This window comes from Flavobacterium ammoniigenes (assembly GCF_020886055.1).
Classification (GTDB): Bacteria; Bacteroidota; Bacteroidia; order Flavobacteriales; family Flavobacteriaceae; genus Flavobacterium; species Flavobacterium ammoniigenes.
This window is the reverse complement of the sequence record NZ_AP025184.1, coordinates 1,495,899-1,516,232: the sequence shown is the minus strand read 5'-3', so window position 1 is coordinate 1,516,232 and position 20,334 is coordinate 1,495,899. Positions and strand designations below refer to the sequence as shown.

23 protein-coding genes are annotated in these 20,334 nt (G+C 35.1%); 18 read left to right on the top strand and 5 right to left on the bottom strand.

The window, feature by feature from the left end:
- Window positions 1–7 precede the first annotated feature (7 nt).
- Both LPC21_RS06990 and LPC21_RS06985 read right to left on the bottom strand, forming a co-directional pair.
- Complete coding sequence (locus LPC21_RS06990; protein WP_229316448.1) at window positions 8–847, bottom strand: 1,4-dihydroxy-2-naphthoyl-CoA synthase; 840 nt, start codon at window positions 845–847, stop codon at window positions 8–10.
- Between the two features lie 104 nt (window positions 848–951).
- A complete protein-coding gene (locus tag LPC21_RS06985) occupies window positions 952–1,806 on the bottom strand; it encodes a CvfB family protein (protein WP_229316447.1) in 855 nt (284 codons plus the stop codon).
- Between the two features lie 147 nt (window positions 1,807–1,953).
- Here LPC21_RS06985 and LPC21_RS06980 point away from each other — a divergent pair, with 147 nt between their 5' ends.
- Window positions 1,954–2,841, top strand: a complete 888-nt coding sequence (locus tag LPC21_RS06980) for a carbon-nitrogen hydrolase (protein ID WP_229316446.1) — start codon at window positions 1,954–1,956, stop codon at window positions 2,839–2,841.
- A 2-nt stretch (window positions 2,842–2,843) separates the two neighbouring features.
- Window positions 2,844–3,884 carry an agmatine deiminase family protein gene (locus tag LPC21_RS06975; protein ID WP_229316445.1) on the top strand — a complete coding sequence of 347 codons (1,041 nt, stop codon included), beginning with the start codon at window positions 2,844–2,846 and terminating at the stop codon, window positions 3,882–3,884.
- Between the two features lie 67 nt (window positions 3,885–3,951).
- On the opposite strand, the gene LPC21_RS06970 is transcribed toward LPC21_RS06975, so the two are convergent.
- Entirely contained in the window at window positions 3,952–6,207 is a 2,256-nt protein-coding gene (locus tag LPC21_RS06970) for a M1 family metallopeptidase (RefSeq protein WP_229316444.1), read from the bottom strand.
- Between the two features lie 141 nt (window positions 6,208–6,348).
- Between LPC21_RS06970 and LPC21_RS06965 the strand changes: the two genes are divergently transcribed.
- Both LPC21_RS06965 and LPC21_RS06960 read left to right on the top strand, forming a co-directional pair.
- Window positions 6,349–7,203, top strand: coding sequence for an aldose 1-epimerase family protein (locus LPC21_RS06965; protein ID WP_229316443.1), 855 nt, complete (start codon window positions 6,349–6,351; stop codon window positions 7,201–7,203).
- An 8-nt stretch (window positions 7,204–7,211) separates the two neighbouring features.
- Complete coding sequence (locus tag LPC21_RS06960) at window positions 7,212–7,766, top strand: GNAT family N-acetyltransferase (RefSeq protein ID WP_229316442.1); 555 nt, start codon at window positions 7,212–7,214, stop codon at window positions 7,764–7,766.
- Window positions 7,767–7,771: 5 nt separating this feature from the next.
- On the opposite strand, the gene LPC21_RS06955 is transcribed toward LPC21_RS06960, so the two are convergent.
- On the bottom strand, window positions 7,772–7,996 hold the full coding sequence (locus LPC21_RS06955; RefSeq protein WP_229316441.1) for a VF530 family protein: 225 nt from the start codon (window positions 7,994–7,996) through the stop codon (window positions 7,772–7,774).
- Window positions 7,997–8,043: 47 nt separating this feature from the next.
- On the opposite strand from LPC21_RS06955, the gene LPC21_RS06950 reads away from it, so the two are divergent.
- From LPC21_RS06950 to LPC21_RS06940, 3 genes are all read left to right on the top strand, one after another.
- On the top strand, window positions 8,044–8,529 hold the full coding sequence (locus LPC21_RS06950) for a histidine phosphatase family protein (RefSeq protein ID WP_229316440.1): 486 nt from the start codon (window positions 8,044–8,046) through the stop codon (window positions 8,527–8,529).
- A 53-nt stretch (window positions 8,530–8,582) separates the two neighbouring features.
- Window positions 8,583–9,035 (top strand): SsrA-binding protein SmpB, encoded by a 453-nt coding sequence (gene smpB / locus LPC21_RS06945; RefSeq protein ID WP_229316439.1) that lies wholly within the window; start codon window positions 8,583–8,585, stop codon window positions 9,033–9,035.
- Window positions 9,036–9,101: 66 nt separating this feature from the next.
- Complete coding sequence (locus tag LPC21_RS06940; protein ID WP_229316438.1) at window positions 9,102–10,151, top strand: Fic family protein; 1,050 nt, start codon at window positions 9,102–9,104, stop codon at window positions 10,149–10,151.
- Between the two features lie 25 nt (window positions 10,152–10,176).
- Here LPC21_RS06940 and LPC21_RS06935 read toward each other — a convergent pair whose 3' ends face one another.
- Complete coding sequence (locus LPC21_RS06935) at window positions 10,177–10,818, bottom strand: protein-L-isoaspartate(D-aspartate) O-methyltransferase (protein ID WP_229316437.1); 642 nt, start codon at window positions 10,816–10,818, stop codon at window positions 10,177–10,179.
- Between the two features lie 143 nt (window positions 10,819–10,961).
- Here LPC21_RS06935 and LPC21_RS06930 point away from each other — a divergent pair, with 143 nt between their 5' ends.
- The 11 genes from LPC21_RS06930 (at window position 10,962) to LPC21_RS06880 (ending at window position 20,329) form a co-directional block, all read left to right on the top strand.
- The gene (locus tag LPC21_RS06930; RefSeq protein WP_229316436.1) at window positions 10,962–11,930 is read left to right on the top strand and encodes a Gfo/Idh/MocA family protein; all 969 of its coding nucleotides are present in this window, start codon (window positions 10,962–10,964) and stop codon (window positions 11,928–11,930) included.
- 7 nt (window positions 11,931–11,937) lie between these two features.
- On the top strand, window positions 11,938–12,825 hold the full coding sequence (locus LPC21_RS06925) for a 3-hydroxyacyl-CoA dehydrogenase family protein (RefSeq protein WP_229316435.1): 888 nt from the start codon (window positions 11,938–11,940) through the stop codon (window positions 12,823–12,825).
- Between the two features lie 14 nt (window positions 12,826–12,839).
- Window positions 12,840–13,505 carry a YggS family pyridoxal phosphate-dependent enzyme gene (locus LPC21_RS06920; protein ID WP_229316434.1) on the top strand — a complete coding sequence of 222 codons (666 nt, stop codon included), beginning with the start codon at window positions 12,840–12,842 and terminating at the stop codon, window positions 13,503–13,505.
- Between the two features lie 70 nt (window positions 13,506–13,575).
- On the top strand, window positions 13,576–14,937 hold the full coding sequence (locus LPC21_RS06915) for an exonuclease domain-containing protein (protein ID WP_229316433.1): 1,362 nt from the start codon (window positions 13,576–13,578) through the stop codon (window positions 14,935–14,937).
- A 96-nt stretch (window positions 14,938–15,033) separates the two neighbouring features.
- Window positions 15,034–15,963, top strand: a complete 930-nt coding sequence (miaA, locus tag LPC21_RS06910; protein ID WP_229316432.1) for a tRNA (adenosine(37)-N6)-dimethylallyltransferase MiaA — start codon at window positions 15,034–15,036, stop codon at window positions 15,961–15,963.
- Window positions 15,964–15,970: 7 nt separating this feature from the next.
- Complete coding sequence (locus tag LPC21_RS06905; RefSeq protein ID WP_229316431.1) at window positions 15,971–16,711, top strand: acyl-[acyl-carrier-protein] thioesterase; 741 nt, start codon at window positions 15,971–15,973, stop codon at window positions 16,709–16,711.
- 110 nt (window positions 16,712–16,821) lie between these two features.
- Window positions 16,822–17,277: a MarR family winged helix-turn-helix transcriptional regulator gene (locus LPC21_RS06900; RefSeq protein ID WP_229316430.1), complete on the top strand. Its 456-nt coding sequence runs from the start codon at window positions 16,822–16,824 to the stop codon at window positions 17,275–17,277.
- Between the two features lie 15 nt (window positions 17,278–17,292).
- Window positions 17,293–17,925, top strand: a complete 633-nt coding sequence (locus LPC21_RS06895) for an NAD(P)H-dependent oxidoreductase (protein WP_229316429.1) — start codon at window positions 17,293–17,295, stop codon at window positions 17,923–17,925.
- Window positions 17,926–17,950: 25 nt separating this feature from the next.
- A complete protein-coding gene (locus tag LPC21_RS06890; RefSeq protein WP_229316428.1) occupies window positions 17,951–18,517 on the top strand; it encodes a YceI family protein in 567 nt (188 codons plus the stop codon).
- A 136-nt stretch (window positions 18,518–18,653) separates the two neighbouring features.
- Window positions 18,654–19,472 carry a 3-deoxy-8-phosphooctulonate synthase gene (gene kdsA, locus LPC21_RS06885; RefSeq protein WP_229316427.1) on the top strand — a complete coding sequence of 273 codons (819 nt, stop codon included), beginning with the start codon at window positions 18,654–18,656 and terminating at the stop codon, window positions 19,470–19,472.
- 17 nt (window positions 19,473–19,489) lie between these two features.
- Window positions 19,490–20,329, top strand: coding sequence for a hypothetical protein (locus LPC21_RS06880; RefSeq protein WP_229316426.1), 840 nt, complete (start codon window positions 19,490–19,492; stop codon window positions 20,327–20,329).
- The last annotated feature ends 5 nt before the right edge of the window (window positions 20,330–20,334 follow it).

Sequence of the window (20,334 nt, the reverse complement as noted above, 5' to 3'; positions counted from 1 at the left end):
CTACCTTTTATGGCAACCATTTTTTCTCGAAATTAGGTTTTCTTTTTTCCAAAAAGGCATTTCTACCCTCTGTCGCTTCTTCGGTCATGTAGGCCAAACGAGTCGCTTCACCAGCAAAAACTTGTTGCCCAACCATACCATCATCGGTTAAATTCATGGCGAATTTCAACATTTTGATAGACGTTGGTGATTTAGCCAAAATTTCTTGCGCCCATTCATAAGCTGTATCTTCTAATTCATCGTGAGGAATAACAGCATTCACCATGCCCATTTCATACGCCTCTTGAGCCGAATAATTGCGCCCTAAGAAAAAGATTTCACGGGCTTTTTTCTGCCCCACCATTTTGGCTAAATAAGCAGAACCGTAGCCTCCGTCAAAACTTGTCACATCAGCATCGGTTTGTTTAAAAATAGCATGCTCTTTACTCGCTAAAGTCAAATCGCAAACTACGTGCAAACTATGACCACCGCCCACAGCCCAACCAGGAACCACACAGATAACTGCTTTTGGCATAAAGCGAATCAATCGTTGCACATCTAAAATGTTCAATCTATGATAGCCGTCTTCACCAACATATCCTTGGTGTCCACGTGCTTTTTGATCCCCTCCACTGCAAAAAGACCATATACCATCTTTAGACGAAGGCCCTTCCGCTGATAACAAAACGACTCCAATTGAAGTGTCTTCTTGCGCATCGTGAAAAGCTTGCAATAATTCGGAAGTAGTTTTAGGACGAAACGCATTGCGCACCTCTGGGCGATTAAAAGCTATTCGTGCTACTCCATTGCATTTTTTATAGGTAATATCTTCAAATTCTCGGACGGTTTGCCAATCTATCTTGCTCATAATTCTTTGATTTGAGTGTAAAAATAAGTCATTTTTTAGATTCTTTACAAAAAAAGGCAACTCAATAAAATGAATTGCCTTTTGATACTGATATAAATGAATATTTACTCTTTAACCAAGTAAATTCCGTCGTCTTTTATTTCAATTAATTTCTCTTTATACAAAGCTCCTATCGCTTTCTTAAAAGTCTTTTTACTCATTTTTAAGACCGTTTTAATATCTTCTGGATGTGAATTGTCATTCAAACGTAAAAATCCGCGATTCGCTCTTAATTCATCTAAAATTTTCTCAGCGTTCGGCTCAATACTTTGATAGCCTTGTACTTGCAAAGCCACATCAATTTTGTTGTCAGGACGAATGTTTTTAATAAATCCTCGCATTCTGTCTCCTGTTCGTATCGCATCATCATAGACCTCATCTTTGTACAACAATCCTTTGTGTTGTTCATTGATGATGACATTGATTCCAATTTCGGTAATATGAGAAACAATTAAATCTACTTCTTCTCCTTTTTCAACGGTCAAATGATCGTTGTTCAAAAACTGATTGGTTTTACTTGAAGCCACCAAACGGTTGGTTTTTTCGTCCATGTACAAATACACCAAATAACGCTTTCCTTTTTCCATGGGACGCGCTTGTTCTTTGAACGGAACTAAGATGTCTTTTTCCATTCCCCAATCCATAAAAGCACCAATTTGATTGATGTAATTAACACGCAAAAGTGCAAATTCATTCAACAAAATGTAAGGTGCTAAAGTTGTGGCTACCGGACGTTCTTCGTGATCCAAATACACAAAAACGATTAACTCTTCTCCTATTTCAAATTCGTTAGGAACGTATTTGTTGGGTAAAAGCACGTCGTGAATTCCTTCAGGATCTTTTTCGGGGTTCCCCAAAAACAAACCTACTTTGGTATCCCGTAAAATCGTAAGTGTATTGTATTTTCCTATTGCTAACATTTCTTCTGTTCTAAAGCGCAAAGGTACGAAGCGATTTTGAATATCCGAGCTATTCCTCAGAAACAAAAAAATAGCCTTACTTTTTCTATATTTCTTTTCGTGTACTCTTTATAAAAATAACTATTTTTGCGGTCTAATTTTTTAGCTATGCCAAATAAAAAATACAAAATTGCAGTCATTCAATTGAATCTGAATGATGTTGCCGAAAACAACTTAAAAAAATGTTTGAGTTGGGTTCGTGATGCAGCTAGTCAAGGTGCCGAAGTAATTTCGCTACCGGAATTGTACAGTAGTCATTATTTTTGTCAAAGTGAAGATGTGGATAATTTTGCTTTAGCAGAACCGTTGTACAGTACTTCTTTTATTGCATTTAGTGCATTAGCCAAAGAATTAGGTGTGGTAATTATTGTGCCTTTCTTCGAAAAAAGAATGGCCGGAATTTACCACAACAGTGCTTACATCATAGACACTGACGGTTTAGAAGCGGGTTTGTATCGCAAAATGCACATTCCAGACGACCCTCATTTCTACGAAAAATTTTATTTCACTCCTGGTGATCTAGGTTTTAAAGCTTTCCCTACTAACAAAGGAAAAATTGGTACCCTAATTTGTTGGGACCAATGGTATCCTGAAGGAGCGCGATTGACTGCCTTACAAGGTGCCGAAGTGTTGTTTTACCCCACTGCAATTGGGTGGCATCCTTTAGAGAAAGAAGAATATGGTGTTAATCAACACGGGGCTTGGATGAATGTGATGAAAGGTCACGCTGTAGCGAATGGCGTATATGTTGCTGCTGCTAACCGTATTGGTTTAGAAAAATACCTGCCGAATACCTCGGGAATTGAATTTTGGGGTTCGTCATTTATTGCAGGACCACAAGGCGAAATTTTGGCGCAAGCCTCTCACGACAAAGAAGAAATCTTGATTGCCGAAGTCGATTTGGATTTACAAGAAAACGTTCGTCAAAACTGGCCTTTCTTTAGAGACCGCCGTATTGATGCATTTGGAGATATTACCAAAAGAGCCATCGATTAATTATGAGTACTCCTAACAGACGTTTCCCTGCCGAATGGGAAAAACAAGAAGGTATTTTACTTTGTTTTCCACACAATGGAAACGATTGGCCTGGCAAATACGAGGCCGTTCAATGGGCTTTTGTCGAATTCATAAAAAAAGTAGCGGCTGTAGAAAAAGTATTTTTAGTTGTCGCTGATGAAAAACTACAAATTAAAGTAACTGAAATGCTCGAAAGAGCGCATGTTCAAACTACTAATGTTTCCTATATTATTCACAAAACGAATCGTTCTTGGATGCGAGATTCCGGGCCGATTATTGTGAAAAATGGTTCCAAAAGAGAAGCTTTGAATTTCAACTTTAACGGTTGGGCAAAGTATTCCAATTTTCAATTAGACAAACATGTTCCCAACAAAGTAGCCGATTTTTTGAACCTGCCTTTAACTCAGGTTACCTACAAAGGAAAACCAGTAATTGTAGAAGGCGGTGCTATTGATGTAAATGGAAAAGGAACTTTATTAACTTCGGAGGAATGTTTGATGCATCCTTCGATTCAAGTCCGTAATGCCCATTTTACGAAAGCCGATTACGAAGCTGTTTTTAAAGAGTATTTAGGTGTTACCAATGTAATCTGGGTGGGAGATGGTATTGAAGGAGACGACACTCACGGACATATTGATGATTTATGCCGATTTGTCAATGAAGATACGATTGTAACTATTGTTGAAGACGATCAAAAAGACGCTAACTACCAACCGCTGCAGGAGAATCTTAAGCGTTTGCAAAATGCTAAATTAGAAAATGGTCAAACGCCAAAAATAGTATGTTTACCTATGCCAAAGCGTTTGGATTTTGAAGGCTTACGTTTACCTGCTAGTTATGCCAATTTCCTGATTTTAAATCAATGTGTTTTAGTACCTACTTTTAACGATAATAAGGATAGAATTGCTTTGAACATCTTAGCCGATTGTTTCCCTGATAGAGAAATTATTGGTATCAATGCCACCGATTTTATTTGGGGATTCGGAACTTTACATTGCTTGAGCCAACAAATTCCATCGTAAATCGGAATTCTAGTATAAAAAAAAACGACTGATTGCTCAGTCGTTTTTTTTATGGTTTAAAATACTATTATTGTTTAGTAAATGACATTTTTCGTCCATCTCCTAAAATCATTTCAAATCCGGATTTAGCTTCATTAAATTCTATTTGCAAACCTGCTCGTTTGGATTCGAATTTGTTTTTACCAATTGGAGTCAAATTGAATTTTGGATAACCAACAATCTCTACATTTAAAGCCCCATTTTTTTCAGTAATGTTAAATTTAAGTGGCGCTTTATCTGTTGTAAATGTTCCCAAAAACCCATCTAAAATTAAATCTTCGTCTACTTTACCTTTTTCAGCAGTCCAAACATTATTGGCTTCATTCACATCAGGAAATACGTGATCAGGATCTAATGTAATACTTTCAATTGTCTCAGTAGAATTATGTTTGAATGACCAGTCTACATTTTTTTGCCAAATCTCTACCGGTAATTTTACACGCGTAACTTTACCACTTTTAGTTTTAACATCTAAAACAATTGGCATAGCCATTTTTTCAAAGTTCTCAATATTGATTATGATTCCTTTAGCTGGATCGTTTTTGATATATTTAATCGAATTAATTCCTTGGTCTAAACGCCAATTGTATTGGAACCAACCTCTCCAAAACCAACTTAAATCTTCACCTGCTACATTTTCAATAGTTCTAAAGAAATCATCTGGCGTAGGGTGTTTGAATGCCCAACGCTCAACGTAGGTGCGCAAAGCCAAATCAAATCGTTCTGGCCCTAATATGTGTTCTCTCAACATCACTAAACCAGCACCTGGTTTAGAATAACACAAAGTACCTATATTAGCCTCTTTCATATTATCAGGCGAACTCATCATGGTTTCCAAAGCGGGATTAGTATACTGCTCGGCATCTTTATGTAAATCGGCTTTATCTTCTTTGTATTCTCCATTATTAAAATCATGCGAACTCAATGAATTAATAAACGTATTAAATCCTTCGTCCATCCATGCAAATAATCGTTCGTTAGATCCAACAATCATTGGGAACCAAATGTGTCCAAATTCATGATCCGTTACTCCCCAAAGACTAGCTCCTTTCGATTCCCATCCACAAAAAACAATTCCAGGATATTCCATTCCACCTTCATTACCTGCAACGTTTGTAGCTACTGGATAAGGATATTCGAACCATCTTTTTGAATAATTTTCAATTGAAGTTTTAGTATATTCGGTAGATCTTCCCCAAGCATCGTTACCGTCACTTTCAACTGGATAAACCGATAATGCTAAAGCTTTTTTACCACTTGGTAAATTAATTTTGGCACCATCTAAAATAAAGGCTTGAGAAGAAGCCCAAGAAACATCTCTTGCGCTCTTAATTTTGTAATGCCATGTTTTAGTAGTGGCAACTGTTTTAGGCAACGCATTTACTTCTGCTGCAGAACGAATCAAAACTGTAGCATCGCTTAGTTTGGCTTGTGCCAAACGTTTTTGTTCTTCTGAAGAATATACCTCAGTTGGATTTACTAATTCTCCTGAACACACTACTACATGATTAGAAGGTGTCGTAATTTTTACATCAAAATCTCCGTATTCCAAGTAGAATTCAGAAGCTCCTAAGTACGGATTAGTGTTCCATCCTCTTACATCATCATACACACACATTCTTGGATACCACTGTGCCATGGTGAAAATTTTACCATTTTTAGTTTCCAAAACCCCCATACGATCTGAACCTTCAAATGGAGCAATAAATGAAAAGTCGATTTTGATTTTCACTACTCCACCTTTTGCATTCAATCCTTGTGGAATAAAAACTTGCATTCTAGTATCTGATATAACGTACTTAGCAACTACCTCTGTTGTTTTTCCATTAGAAGATGTAATTAATTTTACCGATTTAATTTTATGACCTCCGTCAAAAATTTGGCCTTGTGCACCATTACGACTTCCAGAAATAGGCACTACAGCATTTCCACGAGAGTCAGCTTGAAATAAATTTTGATCCAAGTTCATCCAAACAAAATTCATTTTGTCAGGACTGTTATTGGTGTAGGTTACTACTCCAGAACCTGTGATTTCATTTTTTTGTTCGTCTAGTTTAGCCGTCAATTGATAATCGGCTCTGTTTTGCCAATATTCGTGACCTGGCTGTCCATTGGCTGAACGCGTATTGGTTCCGTTTTTCGTGTAGAAAAAAGGCGCGAAAGCATCGTGGTAATTGTAATTTGACTTTTGCTTTACTACAGCCGCTTGTTCTTGCGACCAAACTGTGGAAATACTGAGTAAAACTGTCAATACTAAAATGAGATTGTAACGTATGTTTTTCATGTTATTAAATTTTTATCACAAATAAATGAAAAAAAAGCAGAATTTAAACGAAGTCATCTTAAATATATTTGAAAAACAAAACAAGCTTTCAGGTTTTACAATTTATCCTTTTATATTTACCATTCTAAAATAAAAAATACGATGTCAATAATTAGTTTATCAAATGACGTAATTAGTGCTCAAATCAATACATTGGGAGCTGAATTATGTTCACTAAAAAACACCGAAAATAAAGACTTTATTTGGGAAGGAGATCCTGCCTATTGGGGTAAACATTCTCCTGTCTTATTTCCAATTGTTGGTACATTAAAAAACAATACCTACACTCACAATAATAAAGAATACATCTTGACGAGGCATGGGTTTGCTCGAGATATGGAATTCGAATTGGTGGATCAAACAGCTAACACTGCTACTTTTTCTATTCAATCCAATTCAACAACTTTAGCAAGTTATCCTTTCCAATTTGAATTGCAAATTCAATACACACTATTCCATTCTACTTTGGAGATAGCTTACAAAGTAATTAACAAGGATAATTCAGCTATTCCATTTTCTATTGGAGCACATCCTGCATTTGCCCTTTCTGGTAATTTCGAAAATTATTCTCTTGAATTCGAAAAAGTAGAACCTTTAGAATATACTTTGCTTGAAAATGATTTGGTTTCAACACAAACTGAAACAATAGCTACCAACTCCAATTTCGTTCCTTTGACCCATAAATTGTTTGAGAGAGATGCTTTGATATTCAAAAAATTGCAATCCAAATTGTTGACTATTGTTGAAAAAGAAATACCCCGGTTAAAAGTTCATTTTGAAGACTTTCCTAATTTAGGCATTTGGACTAAAGTTGGGGCACCATTCCTTTGTATAGAACCTTGGTTTGGTTACTCTGACACCACTGAAACTAATGGCAACCTTTTTGAAAAAGAAGGTATCATTGTATTAAAATCAACCGATACTTTTCAAACCAAATTTTGTATAGAAATCCTTTAACCACTCCTATGTTAGAATTCAACTTTACTCCATTTCCAAATCTCGAAACGCAACGTTTGAGGTTACGACGTCTGCAAATTAAAGATGTAGATGAAACCCTTGCCTTGCGTTCTAATCCAGAGATCATGAAGTACATACCTAGACCTTTAATTACAACTAAAGAAGAGGCGCTAAAATTTATCGAAACAATGGATACCAATATCAATAGTAATTCATTAATTAATTGGGGAATTACGACTAAAGAAGAAGATCGATTAATTGGAATGATTGGTTATTACCGAATGAAACCTGAAAATTATAGAGCTGAAGTGGGCTATTTATTGTCTGCAGAATTTCAAGGAAAAGGAATAATAACTGAATCTTTAGCAAAAGTGATTCAATTTGGTTTTGAAGAAATGGGTTTGCATTCTATCGAGGCAGTAATTGATCCTGACAATTTTGCTTCAGAAAAAGTACTATTAAAAACCAATTTTATCAAAGAAGGTCATTTTAAAGAACACCAGTTTTTTGATGGGAAATTTTTTGATAGTGTTTTTTACTCTCTATTAAAGAAAAATTTTTGAGTCACTTAAAGTTTAGAAAGAGTTTGAATATACAATTCTTCAACTTTTTTTCGGGCCCAATCTGTTTTACGTAAAAAAGTTAAACTCGATTTCACCGAGGGATTTTCATTAAAACACTTAATTTTAATTAATTCCCCAAGAGTATCAAAACCATAATATTGAACCAATTGTTCTACTATTTTTTGAAGTGTTATTCCGTGTAGCGGATCTTTAGAAGATTTGTTTTCCATGATACAAAGATATATATTCGATAAATAATTAATTTAAATAATTCCAAATGAAAAAAATCATAGTGTTTCTACTCTTTTTTTTCTTCCAAATTTCTTTGGGCCAAAATACGTTCACTCAATATTATTTCATAAGACATGCCGAAAAAGCAGATAGTTCAAAGAACCCTGATTTATCAGAAAAAGGTTTGGAAAGAGCACAAGAATGGAAAACATTATTTTCAGAAATTAATTTTGATGCCGTTTATTCAACTGATTTTAATAGAACACTACAGACGATTCAACCTATTGTAGAAGGCAACAACCAGCTACTTAAAATTTACAATCCCAAAATGATAGATATAGAGGCCTTCAAAAAAGAAACTCATGGTAAAACCATATTAATTGTCGGCCATAGCAACACTATTCCCAACATGATAAACCAAATCATCAAAGAAAATAAGTACACAAACATTGAAGAAAATGAATTTGGAAACCTGTACATTGTTACTTTATTTGAAAATCAAATTGTATCACAATTACTCCACTTAAAATAATAAAACACTATTGCCTTTTCATTTTTTCTTTTTTGCACTACTTTTGCCACACTATGCTAAAAACAGTCAACATACTTAATAAACGAGCTCGTTTTGATTATGAAATAATCGAAACCTACACCGCTGGAATTGTATTGGCTGGTACGGAAATTAAGTCCATTCGACTTGGCAAAGCCAATATTACAGAGAGTTTTTGTGAATTTAGCAACAATGAACTTTTTGCCATCAATACTTACATTGAAGAATACGCCTTTGGAAATCAATTCAACCACAAATCAAGAAGCGAGCGCAAACTACTTTTAAATAAGCGTGAGTTAAAAGGATTGGCCCGAAGCGTTCAAGCCAAAGGACTTACCATTGTTCCTTTAAAAATGTTTACCAATGAAAAAGGAATGGCAAAACTAGAAATCGGTTTGTGTCGTGGAAAGAAAACCTATGACAAACGAGAATCTCTAAAAGAACAAGATACCAAAAGAGATCTAGACCGAATTAAGAAAGCTTTTTAATCAAAAAGTTTTTTTACATACATTTATGACTGATTTTGTCTTGACAAATAACTTAATAGTAGTGCGATGAAAACGCTAATCAAAAAAGCACGAGAACAAAAAGGACTCAAAACTAGAGAGCTCGCGCAGTTATTAGGAATAGACCAAGCATTGATTAGCAAGTTTGAATCAGGAAGGAGAAAACCTACAAAGGAACAGGTCATAAAGATGGCTTCGCTATTGGAGATCGATTATGAAACTTTAATGGTAGCATGGCTAAAAGAGAAAATAGTGCATGAAATTGGCCAAGATGAATTCGCTTTAAAAGCCTTGCAACTTGCCGAAGAAGAAATACGCCATCTCACAAAAAGAACATCGAGTACATTGCCTACCAATTTAGCAGACATTTTATCCCAAATTGATCTTTTGAAAGCCAAACTGGATAGCCTTCCTCAATCTAAGGGTTACAGAATATCACAATCGTTAGAATTGCAATATACATTTGAAAGTAATCGTATTGAGGGTAATTCTTTAACGCTACATGAAACGGATTTAGTTATTAATAAAGGCTTGACTATTGCGGGGAAAAGTATGCGGGAGCATTTGGAAGCGATTAACCATCAGGAAGCGATTGGTTGCATAAAAGAATTAATGATTAAAAAAACTTCATTAATCGAAAGCGATTTATTAGCAATCCATAACCTTATTCTCAGAGGAATTCAACCGGAAGATGCAGGTCGATACAGGAAAGTACCAATAGAAATCAAAGGAAGTTCTTCTATTCCACCACAACCTTATTTAATTGCGAAGGAAATGGACAATTATTTTATTTGGTACAAAGCAAATAAAGATAAAGTACACCCCTTAATTCTTGCAGCAGAAATGCACGAACGTTTGTTTAACATTCACCCATTTATTGATGGAAATGGACGAACTTCTCGTTTAATAATGAACTTAATTTTATTACAACACGGTTATGTAATAGCCAATATCAAAGGAGATTTCGAAACCAAAATACGCTATTATGAAACTTTGCAAATAGCACAAACTCTAAACAACAAAGAAGATTTTATTTTGTTTATAGCTCAAGTAGAAAAAGAAAGTCTAGAACGATATTTGGCTAGTAGTAGTCAATAAAAAAATACCGAATCAATGGGATTATTTAATTAGTATCTTCTAAAAGAGGAACGAATTTAAATTCTCCCAATTCGTGTTTTTCAAATTGCGTTTCATTTTTACGGATCAATAGTGTCATTATTTGCACTTCTTCACCTAATGGGATAACTAGTCGTCCTCCTATTTTTAATTGTGCCATCAATGGTTTCGGAATAATTGGAGCACCCGCAGTAACAATTATACTGTCAAAAGGTCCGTGAATTTCTAATCCTTTGTATCCATCTCCCGAAGCAAAATACTTAGGACGAATACCTAATTTTGGTAATAAAACCGAAGTTTTTTTAAACAATTCTATTTGGCGTTCTATCGTATATACTTTGGCTCCCATAGCACATAAAACAGCGGTTTGATAGCCCGATCCCGTTCCTATTTCCAAAATTTTATGTTCTTTTTGAACTTCTAATAATTGGGATTGAAATGCAACAGTATACGGCTGAGAAATAGTTTGACCAGCACCTATTGGAAATGCTTTGTCTTGATAGGCGTAATCTTCAAAACTGGAATTCAAAAACAAATGTCTTGGCACTTTTTTTATCGCCTCAAGTACCTTTTTATCCGTAATACCTTTTTGCTCTAAAACGCTTACTAATTGATTACGAAGCCCTTGATGTTTTGCAGTGTCTCTCAAAATTCGGGATTTAATTTTGGTAAAAGTAACAAAGAAATTCCAATTCCAAATAGCAAAATTTAATTATAAATGGAACAAATAATTGTCTTTATCGCCTAATTAATTCACCAATTTATTGCTATTTTTGTCCAAACTACATTATTATGCTGAAAATTGGAGTATTGGGTGCTGGTCACCTAGGAAAGATACATTTGCGTTTGTTGCAACAATCGGAAAAATTCGAATTAGTTGGTTTTTATGATGAAAATCAAGAAAACGGGGCGAAAATAGCTGCGGAGTTTGGATACAAACAGTTTGATACAATTGCTAAATTAATTCATGCTGTAGATGTTATTGACATCGTAACTCCTACACTATCGCATTACAAATGTGCCAAAGTTGCTATCAAATCAGGAAAACATGTGTTTATCGAAAAACCCATCGCTACCACTGTTGAAGAAGCGGAAGAAATTATCGCTTTAGCCAATGAATACAAAGTAAAAGGTCAAGTAGGACATGTAGAACGTTTCAATCCTGCCTTTATTGCTACTAAAAATATGATTGAAAACCCGATGTTTATTGAAACACATCGTTTGGCTGAATTCAATCCAAGAGGTACTGACGTTCCTGTAGTTTTGGATTTAATGATCCACGATATTGATGCTATTTTGAGTGTTGTCAATTCAAAAGTAAAAAACATTCATGCTAGTGGCGTTTCAGTAATTAGTGAAACTCCTGATATTGCCAATGCTCGAATCGAATTTGAAAATGGTTGTGTAGCCAATTTGACTTCCAGCCGAATTTCGATGAAGAACATGCGCAAAACACGTTTTTTTCAAAAAGACGCTTATATCTCTGTTGATTTCTTAGAAAAAAAATGTGAGGTAGTCAAAATGAAAGACGCTCCTGAGGTTCCTGGTGACTTTGATATGATTTTACAAAATGCTGAAGGTGTGAAAAAACAAATTTATTTTTCTAATCCTGAAGTGCAACAAAACAACGCAATTTTAGACGAATTAGAATCGTTTGCTGATGCTATTACTAACGACACTACACCAGTAGTTACTTTGGAACAAGCAACCAACGCTTTGCGTGTGGCCTATCAGATTATAGATTCTATGGAAAATAAATAAGTACCAAATGAAAACAATTGCTGTAATTGGAGCTGGTACCATGGGTAACGGAATTGCCCATACTTTTGCTCAAAAAGGTTTTACTGTAAAATTGATTGATGTTTCTGAAAAGGCTTTGGACAAAGGAATGGACACAATAGCGTCTAATTTGAATCGAATGCTAGCCAAAGGAACTATTTCGCAGGAAGATGTTGCTACAACTATCACCAATATTATTACCTATACCGACTTAAAAGACGGAGTAGTTGGCGCTGATTTAGTGATTGAAGCCGCTACAGAAAATGTCGATTTGAAATTGGCTATTTTCAAACAACTCAACGAATCTTGTTCCCATAATACGATATTAGCAACGAATACTTCTTCCATTTCTATCACTCAAATTGGAGCTGTAGTAGCACATCCAGAACGAGTAATAGGCATGCACTTTATGAATCCAGTGCCCATCATGCAATTAGTAGAAGTAATTCGAGGGTACAACACCAGCGATGAAGTCACTCAAATCATCATGAATCTTTCGGAAAAATTAGGGAAGGTACCTGTTGAAGTCAATGATTATCCTGGATTTGTTGCTAATAGAATTTTGATGCCCATGATCAATGAAGCGGTCGAAACCTTATACAATAAAGTAGCTGGCGTTCATGAAATAGACACTGTTATGAAATTAGGAATGGCACATCCCATGGGACCTTTACAATTAGCCGATTTTATCGGACTTGATGTATGTCTTTCTATATTAAACGTGATGCATGATGGTTTTAAAAATCCAAAATACGCGCCTTGTCCTTTGTTAGTCAATATGGTTCGTGCCGGAAAATTAGGTGCAAAATCAGGAGAAGGTTTTTATAATTATGCCGAAAGCAAAAAGGCTGAAAAAGTATCCGCTCAATTCATTTAATACTAAAGACAGCTATGTCAATTCAAAATAATTTACGATCTATCCAAGCATCCCTTCCTGAAAAAGTGACTTTGGTTGCGGTTTCCAAAACCAAACCCGTTTCCGATTTAATGGAGGCATATGAAGCGGGTCAGCGTATTTTTGGTGAAAACAAAATCCAAGAAATGACCGAAAAATGGGAAGCCATGCCCAAGGACATTCAATGGCATATGATTGGACATGTTCAAACCAACAAGGTAAAATACATGGCGCCTTTTGTGAGTTTGATTCATGGTGTGGATAGTTTAAAATTATTACAAGAAATCAACAAACAAGCCCAAAAAAACAGCCGAATCATTGATTGTTTATTACAAATCTATATCGCTGAAGAGGAATCCAAATTTGGTTTGGACGAAAAAGAATTAGAAACAATTTTTGAATTCATTCAAGAAGAGAAAAATGAAATGAACCACATCCGAATTGTGGGACTCATGGGAATGGCAACCTTTACGAACAATACAGCTCAAGTAGAAAAAGAATTCAGTCGTTTGAAAACCATTTTTGATTCGTATTCGAATCTGAATACTAAAAACTGCCAACTGAATACACTCTCCATGGGCATGTCAGGTGACTATCAACTCGCCATCAAATGTGGCAGCACCATGGTTCGTATTGGAAGTAGTATCTTTGGAGGAAGATAAATAACAAAAAAGAAATTGCTTCCTACTTAGCAATGAATCAATACTAATCAACTGAACACTGCCTACTAATTTGTACTGTATACTTGACATAGAAACTACCGGAGGTCAATTCAACGAAGAAGGAATTACCGAAATCGCCATTTACAAATTTGATGGTCACGAGGTGGTGGATCAATTCATCAGTTTAGTCAATCCCGAAATACCCATTCAGCCTTTTGTGGTCAAATTGACAGGAATTAATAACGCCATGTTGCGTTCGGCACCCAAATTTTTTGAAGTGGCCAAACGCATTATCGAGATCACTTCTGATTGTATCATCGTGGCACACAATGCCTCCTTTGACTACCGAATTTTACGAACCGAATTCAAACGTCTAGGCTATGATTTTCAAGCCAAAACATTGTGTACCGTAGAATTGTCTAAAAAATTAATTCCGGACCAACCTTCTTACAGTTTAGGTAAATTAGTTCGTGCCTTGGGTATTCCAATGTCCGACCGACACCGAGCTAGTGGCGATGCCATAGCAACCACCAAATTGTTCAAAATGCTTTTGGAAAAAGATGTAGAAAAGCAAATATTAAACGACTATATCAAACAGGAAATTCAAAAAGGAATTGCGCCAAAATTGTTGGATATAGTAGAACATTTACCTTCCAAAACAGGAATATATTACATTCATAACGAAAAAGGCGATTTAATTTACATTGGCAAAAGCCGCAACATTAAAAAGCGAATCAACCAGCATTTTACAGGAACTTCAACCAAGTCTAAAAAAATACAACGAGAAGTTTATTCGGTTACTCCCGAAGAAACGGGTAGCGAATTGATTGCGCTTTTAAAAGAAAGCGAAGAAATCAAAATCAATAAGCCCGTTTATAATCGTGCCCAACGCAAAAGTATCTTTGAATGGGCTTTGTATACTGAAAAAGACAGCAGTGGTTACTTGAATTTGAGACTCCAAAAAGTCGACGGTCGCAAAAAAGAAATCACCTCTTTTACCACTTTACAAGAAGGTAAAAATGCCCTTTTTCGCATTACCGAAAAGTACCATTTGTGCCAAAAATTAACGGGTTTATACCAAACCAATGCCGACTGTTTTCAATACAAAATCAAAGAATGTGATGGCGCTTGTATTGGCAAAATCACCCCTGAAGAATACAATGCACGAGTTCAAAAATTCATTACCGAAAATAGTTTCGAAAACAAAAATATCGTGATACTTGACCGTGGCCGAAACATTAACGAACGTTCCGTTGTGCTTATTGAAAATGGCATTTACAAAGGCTATGCGTTTTACGATTTGAATTATCAAGTGACCAACATTGACGTCTTAAAAAATATTTTGATTCCTATGCAACACAACCGCGATGCCAAAACAATTATTCAAGGACAAATTAGGAAAAGTAAATCGCTAAAAGTAATTTCGTTTTAATTTATTAGGAGCTATTCCCGCTTTCCGTTACAATCTTTGCTCTAAAGCAAAGGATTTTCACTACAATCGGGGCTAGAACACGTTTAGAATTCGCAGATGAAATACCTCATTACCATCATTGGACCTACTGCTATAGGAAAAACTTCCTTAAGCATTGCTTTGGCACAAGAATTTCAATGTGAGATTATTTCCTGTGACAGCCGACAGTTTTTTAAAGAAATGCGCATAGGCACCGCCGTTCCAACGGATCTAGAATTAGCTGCTGCACCTCACCATTTCATTCAGAACAAATCCATTTTTGAAAACTATAGCGTTGGTGATTTTGAAAAAGAGGCCATTCCAAAACTCAACGAATTATTTAAAACCAATGATTTTGCTATTTTGGTAGGAGGCTCTGGTTTGTATGTCGATGCCATTCTAAAAGGGTTTGATTCTTTTCCTGATATTGATACTTCAGTTCGTGAAGAAGTAAATACAAAGTACGAGCAACATGGAATTTCGTATTTACAAGATCAATTAGCCCTTTTGGATTCCAACTATTTTAAAAAAATAAGTTTGGAAAATCCGCAAACACTACAAAATCCGCAACGCATGATGCGATTTGTAGAAGTCTGTATTGGTACCGGAAAACCTTACTCCTCTTTCTTAAATCAAGCAAAAAACAATCGGAATTTTACGCCTATCATTATTGGTTTGGAAGCCGAACGAAGCGTGATGTATGACCGAATCAATCAACGAGTGGATATCATGATAAACGATGGTCTTTTGGCGGAAGCCGAAAAATTATATCCACACAAAGAATTAAACGCCTTACAAACCGTGGGCTATCGCGAATTGTTTGCGCATTTTGATGGTGAAAGTACATTGGACTTTGCTATTGAAGAAATCAAAAAGAACACGCGCCGATTTTCCAAACGCCAATTGACCTGGTTTAAAAGAACTGAAAATGCCCAATGGTTTGACTTTGAAACCGATAGAAAAACAATTATCAATTATATCCAATCAAACATAATTTATAATTCATAATTTTTTTATGCCAATCGCTCCAAATTTTACATCTGTTTTAAGCAAAGACTGGGAAATTAATTTCACTCAATGTGCGCCTAACGGCTATTTGAAATACACCGAATTGTGTAATTTATTGCAAATGACTGCTGCAGCCCATTCTGAAATTGGCGGAATTAGTTTTACTGATATGCAGGAGTTTCACCAAGCTTGGGTGTTGAGTAGAATGCGTGTCGAAGTTAATAAATTGCCTAAATGGCGCGATGTAGTTACAGTAAAGACTTGGATTAATTCGTTAGAAAACTCCCGCTCGGTTCGTGCTTTAGAAATGTATGTTAATGGAAAAAAAATCGTAGGATCTGAAACCTTTTGGGCGGTTTTCAATACCGAACTTCGTCGCCCCGAAGCTTTGGCTTTGCCTTATGAACATTTCGAATTATTTCCGGATAATAAGGCAACACAAGCTACTTTTTCTAAAATAAACTTGAATCACGACAAAGAAATGGTCTTTGAAAAAACGGTTCGTCTCTCCGATTTGGACATTGTCAATCATGCCAACAATGTCAAATATTTAGAATGGTGTTTGGATCTAGCCGACGAAACCAAAATTTTGAACCAAGAAATTGATAGTTTCGAAATGAATTTTATGAAAGAACTTTCATTAAATGACGCAGTGATTATTCATGAAAATACAGAATCTAGCACCAGTATTTTTAGTATTACAAAAGAAGACAAAAACTGTTTTGCCTTACAATTAAACTGGAAATAAAACGTATTGAATCAACTTATATAAAATTTTTACAAAAAAAATAATTTTTATTTGTATATACAAATAAAAATTACAGTATATTTGTACCTACAAATTACGTAGCAACAAATATGAAGATTGAAGACATTTTAAAATCTACTGTACCCATGGATAATTCTAAAAAAATTATCATGAATATTATGTATACTCAAAACATAATTGCAGAAAGTTTTAACGAAATATTGAAGCCCTTTGATATTTCATCTGAACAATTTAATGTACTTCGTATTTTAAGAGGACAAAAAGGAAATCCAACCAATATGTTTGTCATTCAAGAGCGAATGTTAGCCAAAACCAGCAACACTACCCGATTAGTAGATAAATTGTTGCTAAAAGAATTGGTAACACGCGAAGTATGTCCTGACAATCGAAGAAAAATAGAGGTTACCATCACCCTAAAAGGTTTGGCTCTTTTAAATGAATTAGAACCTAAAGTTAAATTACACGAAGAGTCCTATTCTCAAAAATTATCAGAGGAAGAACAACTACAATTAAATGAATTATTAGAAAAATTTAGAAATCAATAAACAATAATTAATACTATGAGTACATTTTTAGAAAACCAGAATTGGAGATACGCTACCAAGAAATTTGATGCTACAAAAAAAATCTCAGCAGCTGATTTAGCTTTTTTGAAAGAAGCAATTCGCTTGAGTACTTCTTCTTATGGTTTGCAACCGTATAAAGTTTTCATTGTAGAAAACCCAGAATTAAGAGCAAAATTAGTTGCCGCTTCTTATGGACAAGCACAAGTAGCAGATGCCTCACACTTATTGGTTTTTGCTAACGAATTGAATTTCGGTGAAGCTGGAATTGATCAATTTGCATCAACAATTTGCAAAACGAGAGAATTACCATTAGAAGCCATTCAAGGATATGTGGACTATATGAAAGGAAACATCACGGGGTTGCCAGAAGAAGTAAGAAACATTTGGACTTCAAAACAAACCTATTTAGCTTTGGGAAATTTATTAAATGCTGCCGCTGAACTTAAAATAGACGTTACGCCTATGGAAGGTTTTATTCCTGCTCAAGTAAATGAAATCTTAGGTTTAGATAAACTAGGTTTGAATGCAAGTTTATTAGCGCCTATTGGCTACAGACATGAAGAAGACGCTACACAGCATTACAAAAAAGTTAGAAAATCAAACGACAAATTATTTATCACACTTTAATATTAACAATCAAAATTTAAAACAAATGAAAAATTTAAAATCAATTGCATTAGCATTAGTAGTAGCATTTGCTACAGTATCAGTATCAGCTCAAACTAAAAAAATTGACGCTGCAAAAAGTTCAATCAACTGGTTAGGGAAAAAAGTAACTGGACAACACAATGGAACGGTTAACTTTAAAGATGGTGCTTTAGTTTTCAAAGGGAAAAAAGTTGCTGGTGGAAACTTTACAGTAGACATGACTTCTTTAACTGCTACTGATTTAACAGGAGAATGGTTAGGAAAATTAAACGGTCATTTAAAAGCTGATGATTTCTTTGGAACTGACAAATTTCCAACTGCTAAATTAGTTTTCAAAAAGGTTGCTGTAAAATCAGCTAACGTATTTACTGTAACTGCAGACTTAACTATCAAAGGAATTACAAGCCCTGTAACTTTTGACTTAGCTACAACTGCTAACGCTGCTTCAACTAAATTCATGGTTGACAGAACGAAATACGATATCAAATACGGTTCTGGAACTTTCTTTACTTCTATCGGAGATAAAGCTATTGCTGACGAATTTGAATTAGATGTAAACTTGAAATTCTAATATTTCAACTTGAAATCACAAAAAGCTCTACCTAACAGTAGAGCTTTTTTTATATCCCAAAACGAAAATAGTTGGAAAATCGAATTCCTAATTCCTAATTCCTAACTACCTTTGTACTTTAAATAAATTGATTATTATGAACCTACAACATATCCCACAAATCAAACATACTGAAAGTGGTAACTTCTTTTTATTGGCAGGTCCTTGTGCAATTGAGGGAGAAGAAATGGCATTACGTATTGCTGAAAAATTAGTTGGTATTACTGACAAATTAGAAATTCCTTTTGTTTTTAAAGGATCTTTTAAAAAGGCGAATCGTTCTAGAATTGATAGTTTCTCAGGTATTGGTGATGAAAAAGCATTACAAATACTTCGTAAAGTTTCAGAAACTTTTGGCGTACCAACAGTTACGGATATTCATACAAATGAGGATGCTGATAAAGCAGCACAATATGTCGACATTCTACAAATTCCTGCGTTTTTAGTTCGCCAAACTGATTTAGTAGTGGCTGCAGCCAATACCGGTAGAACCGTCAACTTGAAAAAAGGACAATTCATGAGTCCAGAAAGTATGAAACATGCTGTTCAAAAAGTATTGGATTGCAACAACCAAAATGTTATGGTTACGGATAGAGGTACCATGTTTGGTTACCAAGATATGATTGTTGATTATAGAGGAATTCCAACGATGCAACAGTATGCAACAACTGTATTAGATGTTACGCATTCCTTACAACAACCCAACCAAACTGCAGGTGTGACTGGCGGAAGACCTGATATGATTGAAACCGTTGCCAAAGCAGGTATTGCAGTTGGTGTAGACGGAATTTTCATTGAAACCCATTTTGATCCAGCTAATGCTAAAAGTGATGGTGCTAATATGCTGCATTTGGATTATTTTGAAGACTTAATGACCAAATTAGTTGCCATCCGAAAAACGGTAAATCAGTTTTAATTTAACACTACAAATCGTTGAAAAAATTTCTTTTATCTAGCGCTTTACTTTTCGTTACAGTTTCTGTATTTTCTCAGGAAACCATAAAATCACAAGATAAATACACCTCCCATAACAAAGGAAAATTCTTTGTTTCTTGGGGAGGTAACCGCGATTCCTATTCTAAATCAGATATTACTTTTAAAGGAACTGATTATAATTTCACTATTTACGATGTAACTGCTCATGACAAACCCAAAGGATGGCATGTCGATTACATCAACCCGGGTCGAATGACCATACCACAAACCAATTTTAGAATGGGTTACTTCGTTAATGATCATTACAGTGTTGCTATCGGGGTAGATCATATGAAATATGTAATGAACCAAGATATAATTGTGAGATATACTGGAAATTATCCTAACAGATACTCCTATGCAGAAGGATTTGGAGATCATTTAGTCCGTTTAACCGAATCATTTTTAACTTTTGAACATACCGATGGATTGAACTATGTGAATACCGAAGTTTCAAGACATGATGATATTTCCAAGATATTCAACATTAAGGATACCGACAAAATTCAAGTGAATCTAACCGAAGGCATTGGTGCTGGATTTTTATTCCCAAAAACTAATGCTAAAGTATTCAACAAAGAAAGACACGATGATTTTCATGTTGCTGGCTATGGCGCTTCTGTAAAAGCAGGTTTAAACGTCACTTTTTTCAAGCATTTTTATATTCAAACAGAAGTAAAAGGAGGTTATATCAATATGCCTGATATTCAAACTACTTTTAGCGATACCGATTCAGCGTCTCAAGAATTCTTTTTCTTTCAAAAAATCATAGCTGTTGGAGGAATTTTTAGAATTTAAATCCT

Bases quoted from the DNA above. Each gene is read 5' to 3' on its own strand.
- LPC21_RS06990 (WP_229316448.1), bottom strand. From the start codon at position 847: ATGAGCAAGATAGATTGGCAAACCGTCCGAGAATTTGAAGATATTACC.
- LPC21_RS06985 (WP_229316447.1), bottom strand. From the start codon at position 1,806: ATGTTAGCAATAGGAAAATACAATACACTTACGATTTTACGGGATACC.
- LPC21_RS06980 (WP_229316446.1), top strand. From the start codon at position 1,954: ATGCCAAATAAAAAATACAAAATTGCAGTCATTCAATTGAATCTGAAT.
- LPC21_RS06975 (WP_229316445.1), top strand. From the start codon at position 2,844: ATGAGTACTCCTAACAGACGTTTCCCTGCCGAATGGGAAAAACAAGAA.
- LPC21_RS06970 (WP_229316444.1), bottom strand. From the start codon at position 6,207: ATGAAAAACATACGTTACAATCTCATTTTAGTATTGACAGTTTTACTC.
- LPC21_RS06965 (WP_229316443.1), top strand. From the start codon at position 6,349: ATGTCAATAATTAGTTTATCAAATGACGTAATTAGTGCTCAAATCAAT.
- LPC21_RS06960 (WP_229316442.1), top strand. From the start codon at position 7,212: ATGTTAGAATTCAACTTTACTCCATTTCCAAATCTCGAAACGCAACGT.
- LPC21_RS06955 (WP_229316441.1), bottom strand. From the start codon at position 7,996: ATGGAAAACAAATCTTCTAAAGATCCGCTACACGGAATAACACTTCAA.
- LPC21_RS06950 (WP_229316440.1), top strand. From the start codon at position 8,044: ATGAAAAAAATCATAGTGTTTCTACTCTTTTTTTTCTTCCAAATTTCT.
- smpB (WP_229316439.1), top strand. From the start codon at position 8,583: ATGCTAAAAACAGTCAACATACTTAATAAACGAGCTCGTTTTGATTAT.
- LPC21_RS06940 (WP_229316438.1), top strand. From the start codon at position 9,102: ATGAAAACGCTAATCAAAAAAGCACGAGAACAAAAAGGACTCAAAACT.
- LPC21_RS06930 (WP_229316436.1), top strand. From the start codon at position 10,962: ATGCTGAAAATTGGAGTATTGGGTGCTGGTCACCTAGGAAAGATACAT.
- LPC21_RS06925 (WP_229316435.1), top strand. From the start codon at position 11,938: ATGAAAACAATTGCTGTAATTGGAGCTGGTACCATGGGTAACGGAATT.
- LPC21_RS06920 (WP_229316434.1), top strand. From the start codon at position 12,840: ATGTCAATTCAAAATAATTTACGATCTATCCAAGCATCCCTTCCTGAA.
- miaA (WP_229316432.1), top strand. From the start codon at position 15,034: ATGAAATACCTCATTACCATCATTGGACCTACTGCTATAGGAAAAACT.
- LPC21_RS06905 (WP_229316431.1), top strand. From the start codon at position 15,971: ATGCCAATCGCTCCAAATTTTACATCTGTTTTAAGCAAAGACTGGGAA.
- LPC21_RS06900 (WP_229316430.1), top strand. From the start codon at position 16,822: ATGAAGATTGAAGACATTTTAAAATCTACTGTACCCATGGATAATTCT.
- LPC21_RS06895 (WP_229316429.1), top strand. From the start codon at position 17,293: ATGAGTACATTTTTAGAAAACCAGAATTGGAGATACGCTACCAAGAAA.
- LPC21_RS06890 (WP_229316428.1), top strand. From the start codon at position 17,951: ATGAAAAATTTAAAATCAATTGCATTAGCATTAGTAGTAGCATTTGCT.
- kdsA (WP_229316427.1), top strand. From the start codon at position 18,654: ATGAACCTACAACATATCCCACAAATCAAACATACTGAAAGTGGTAAC.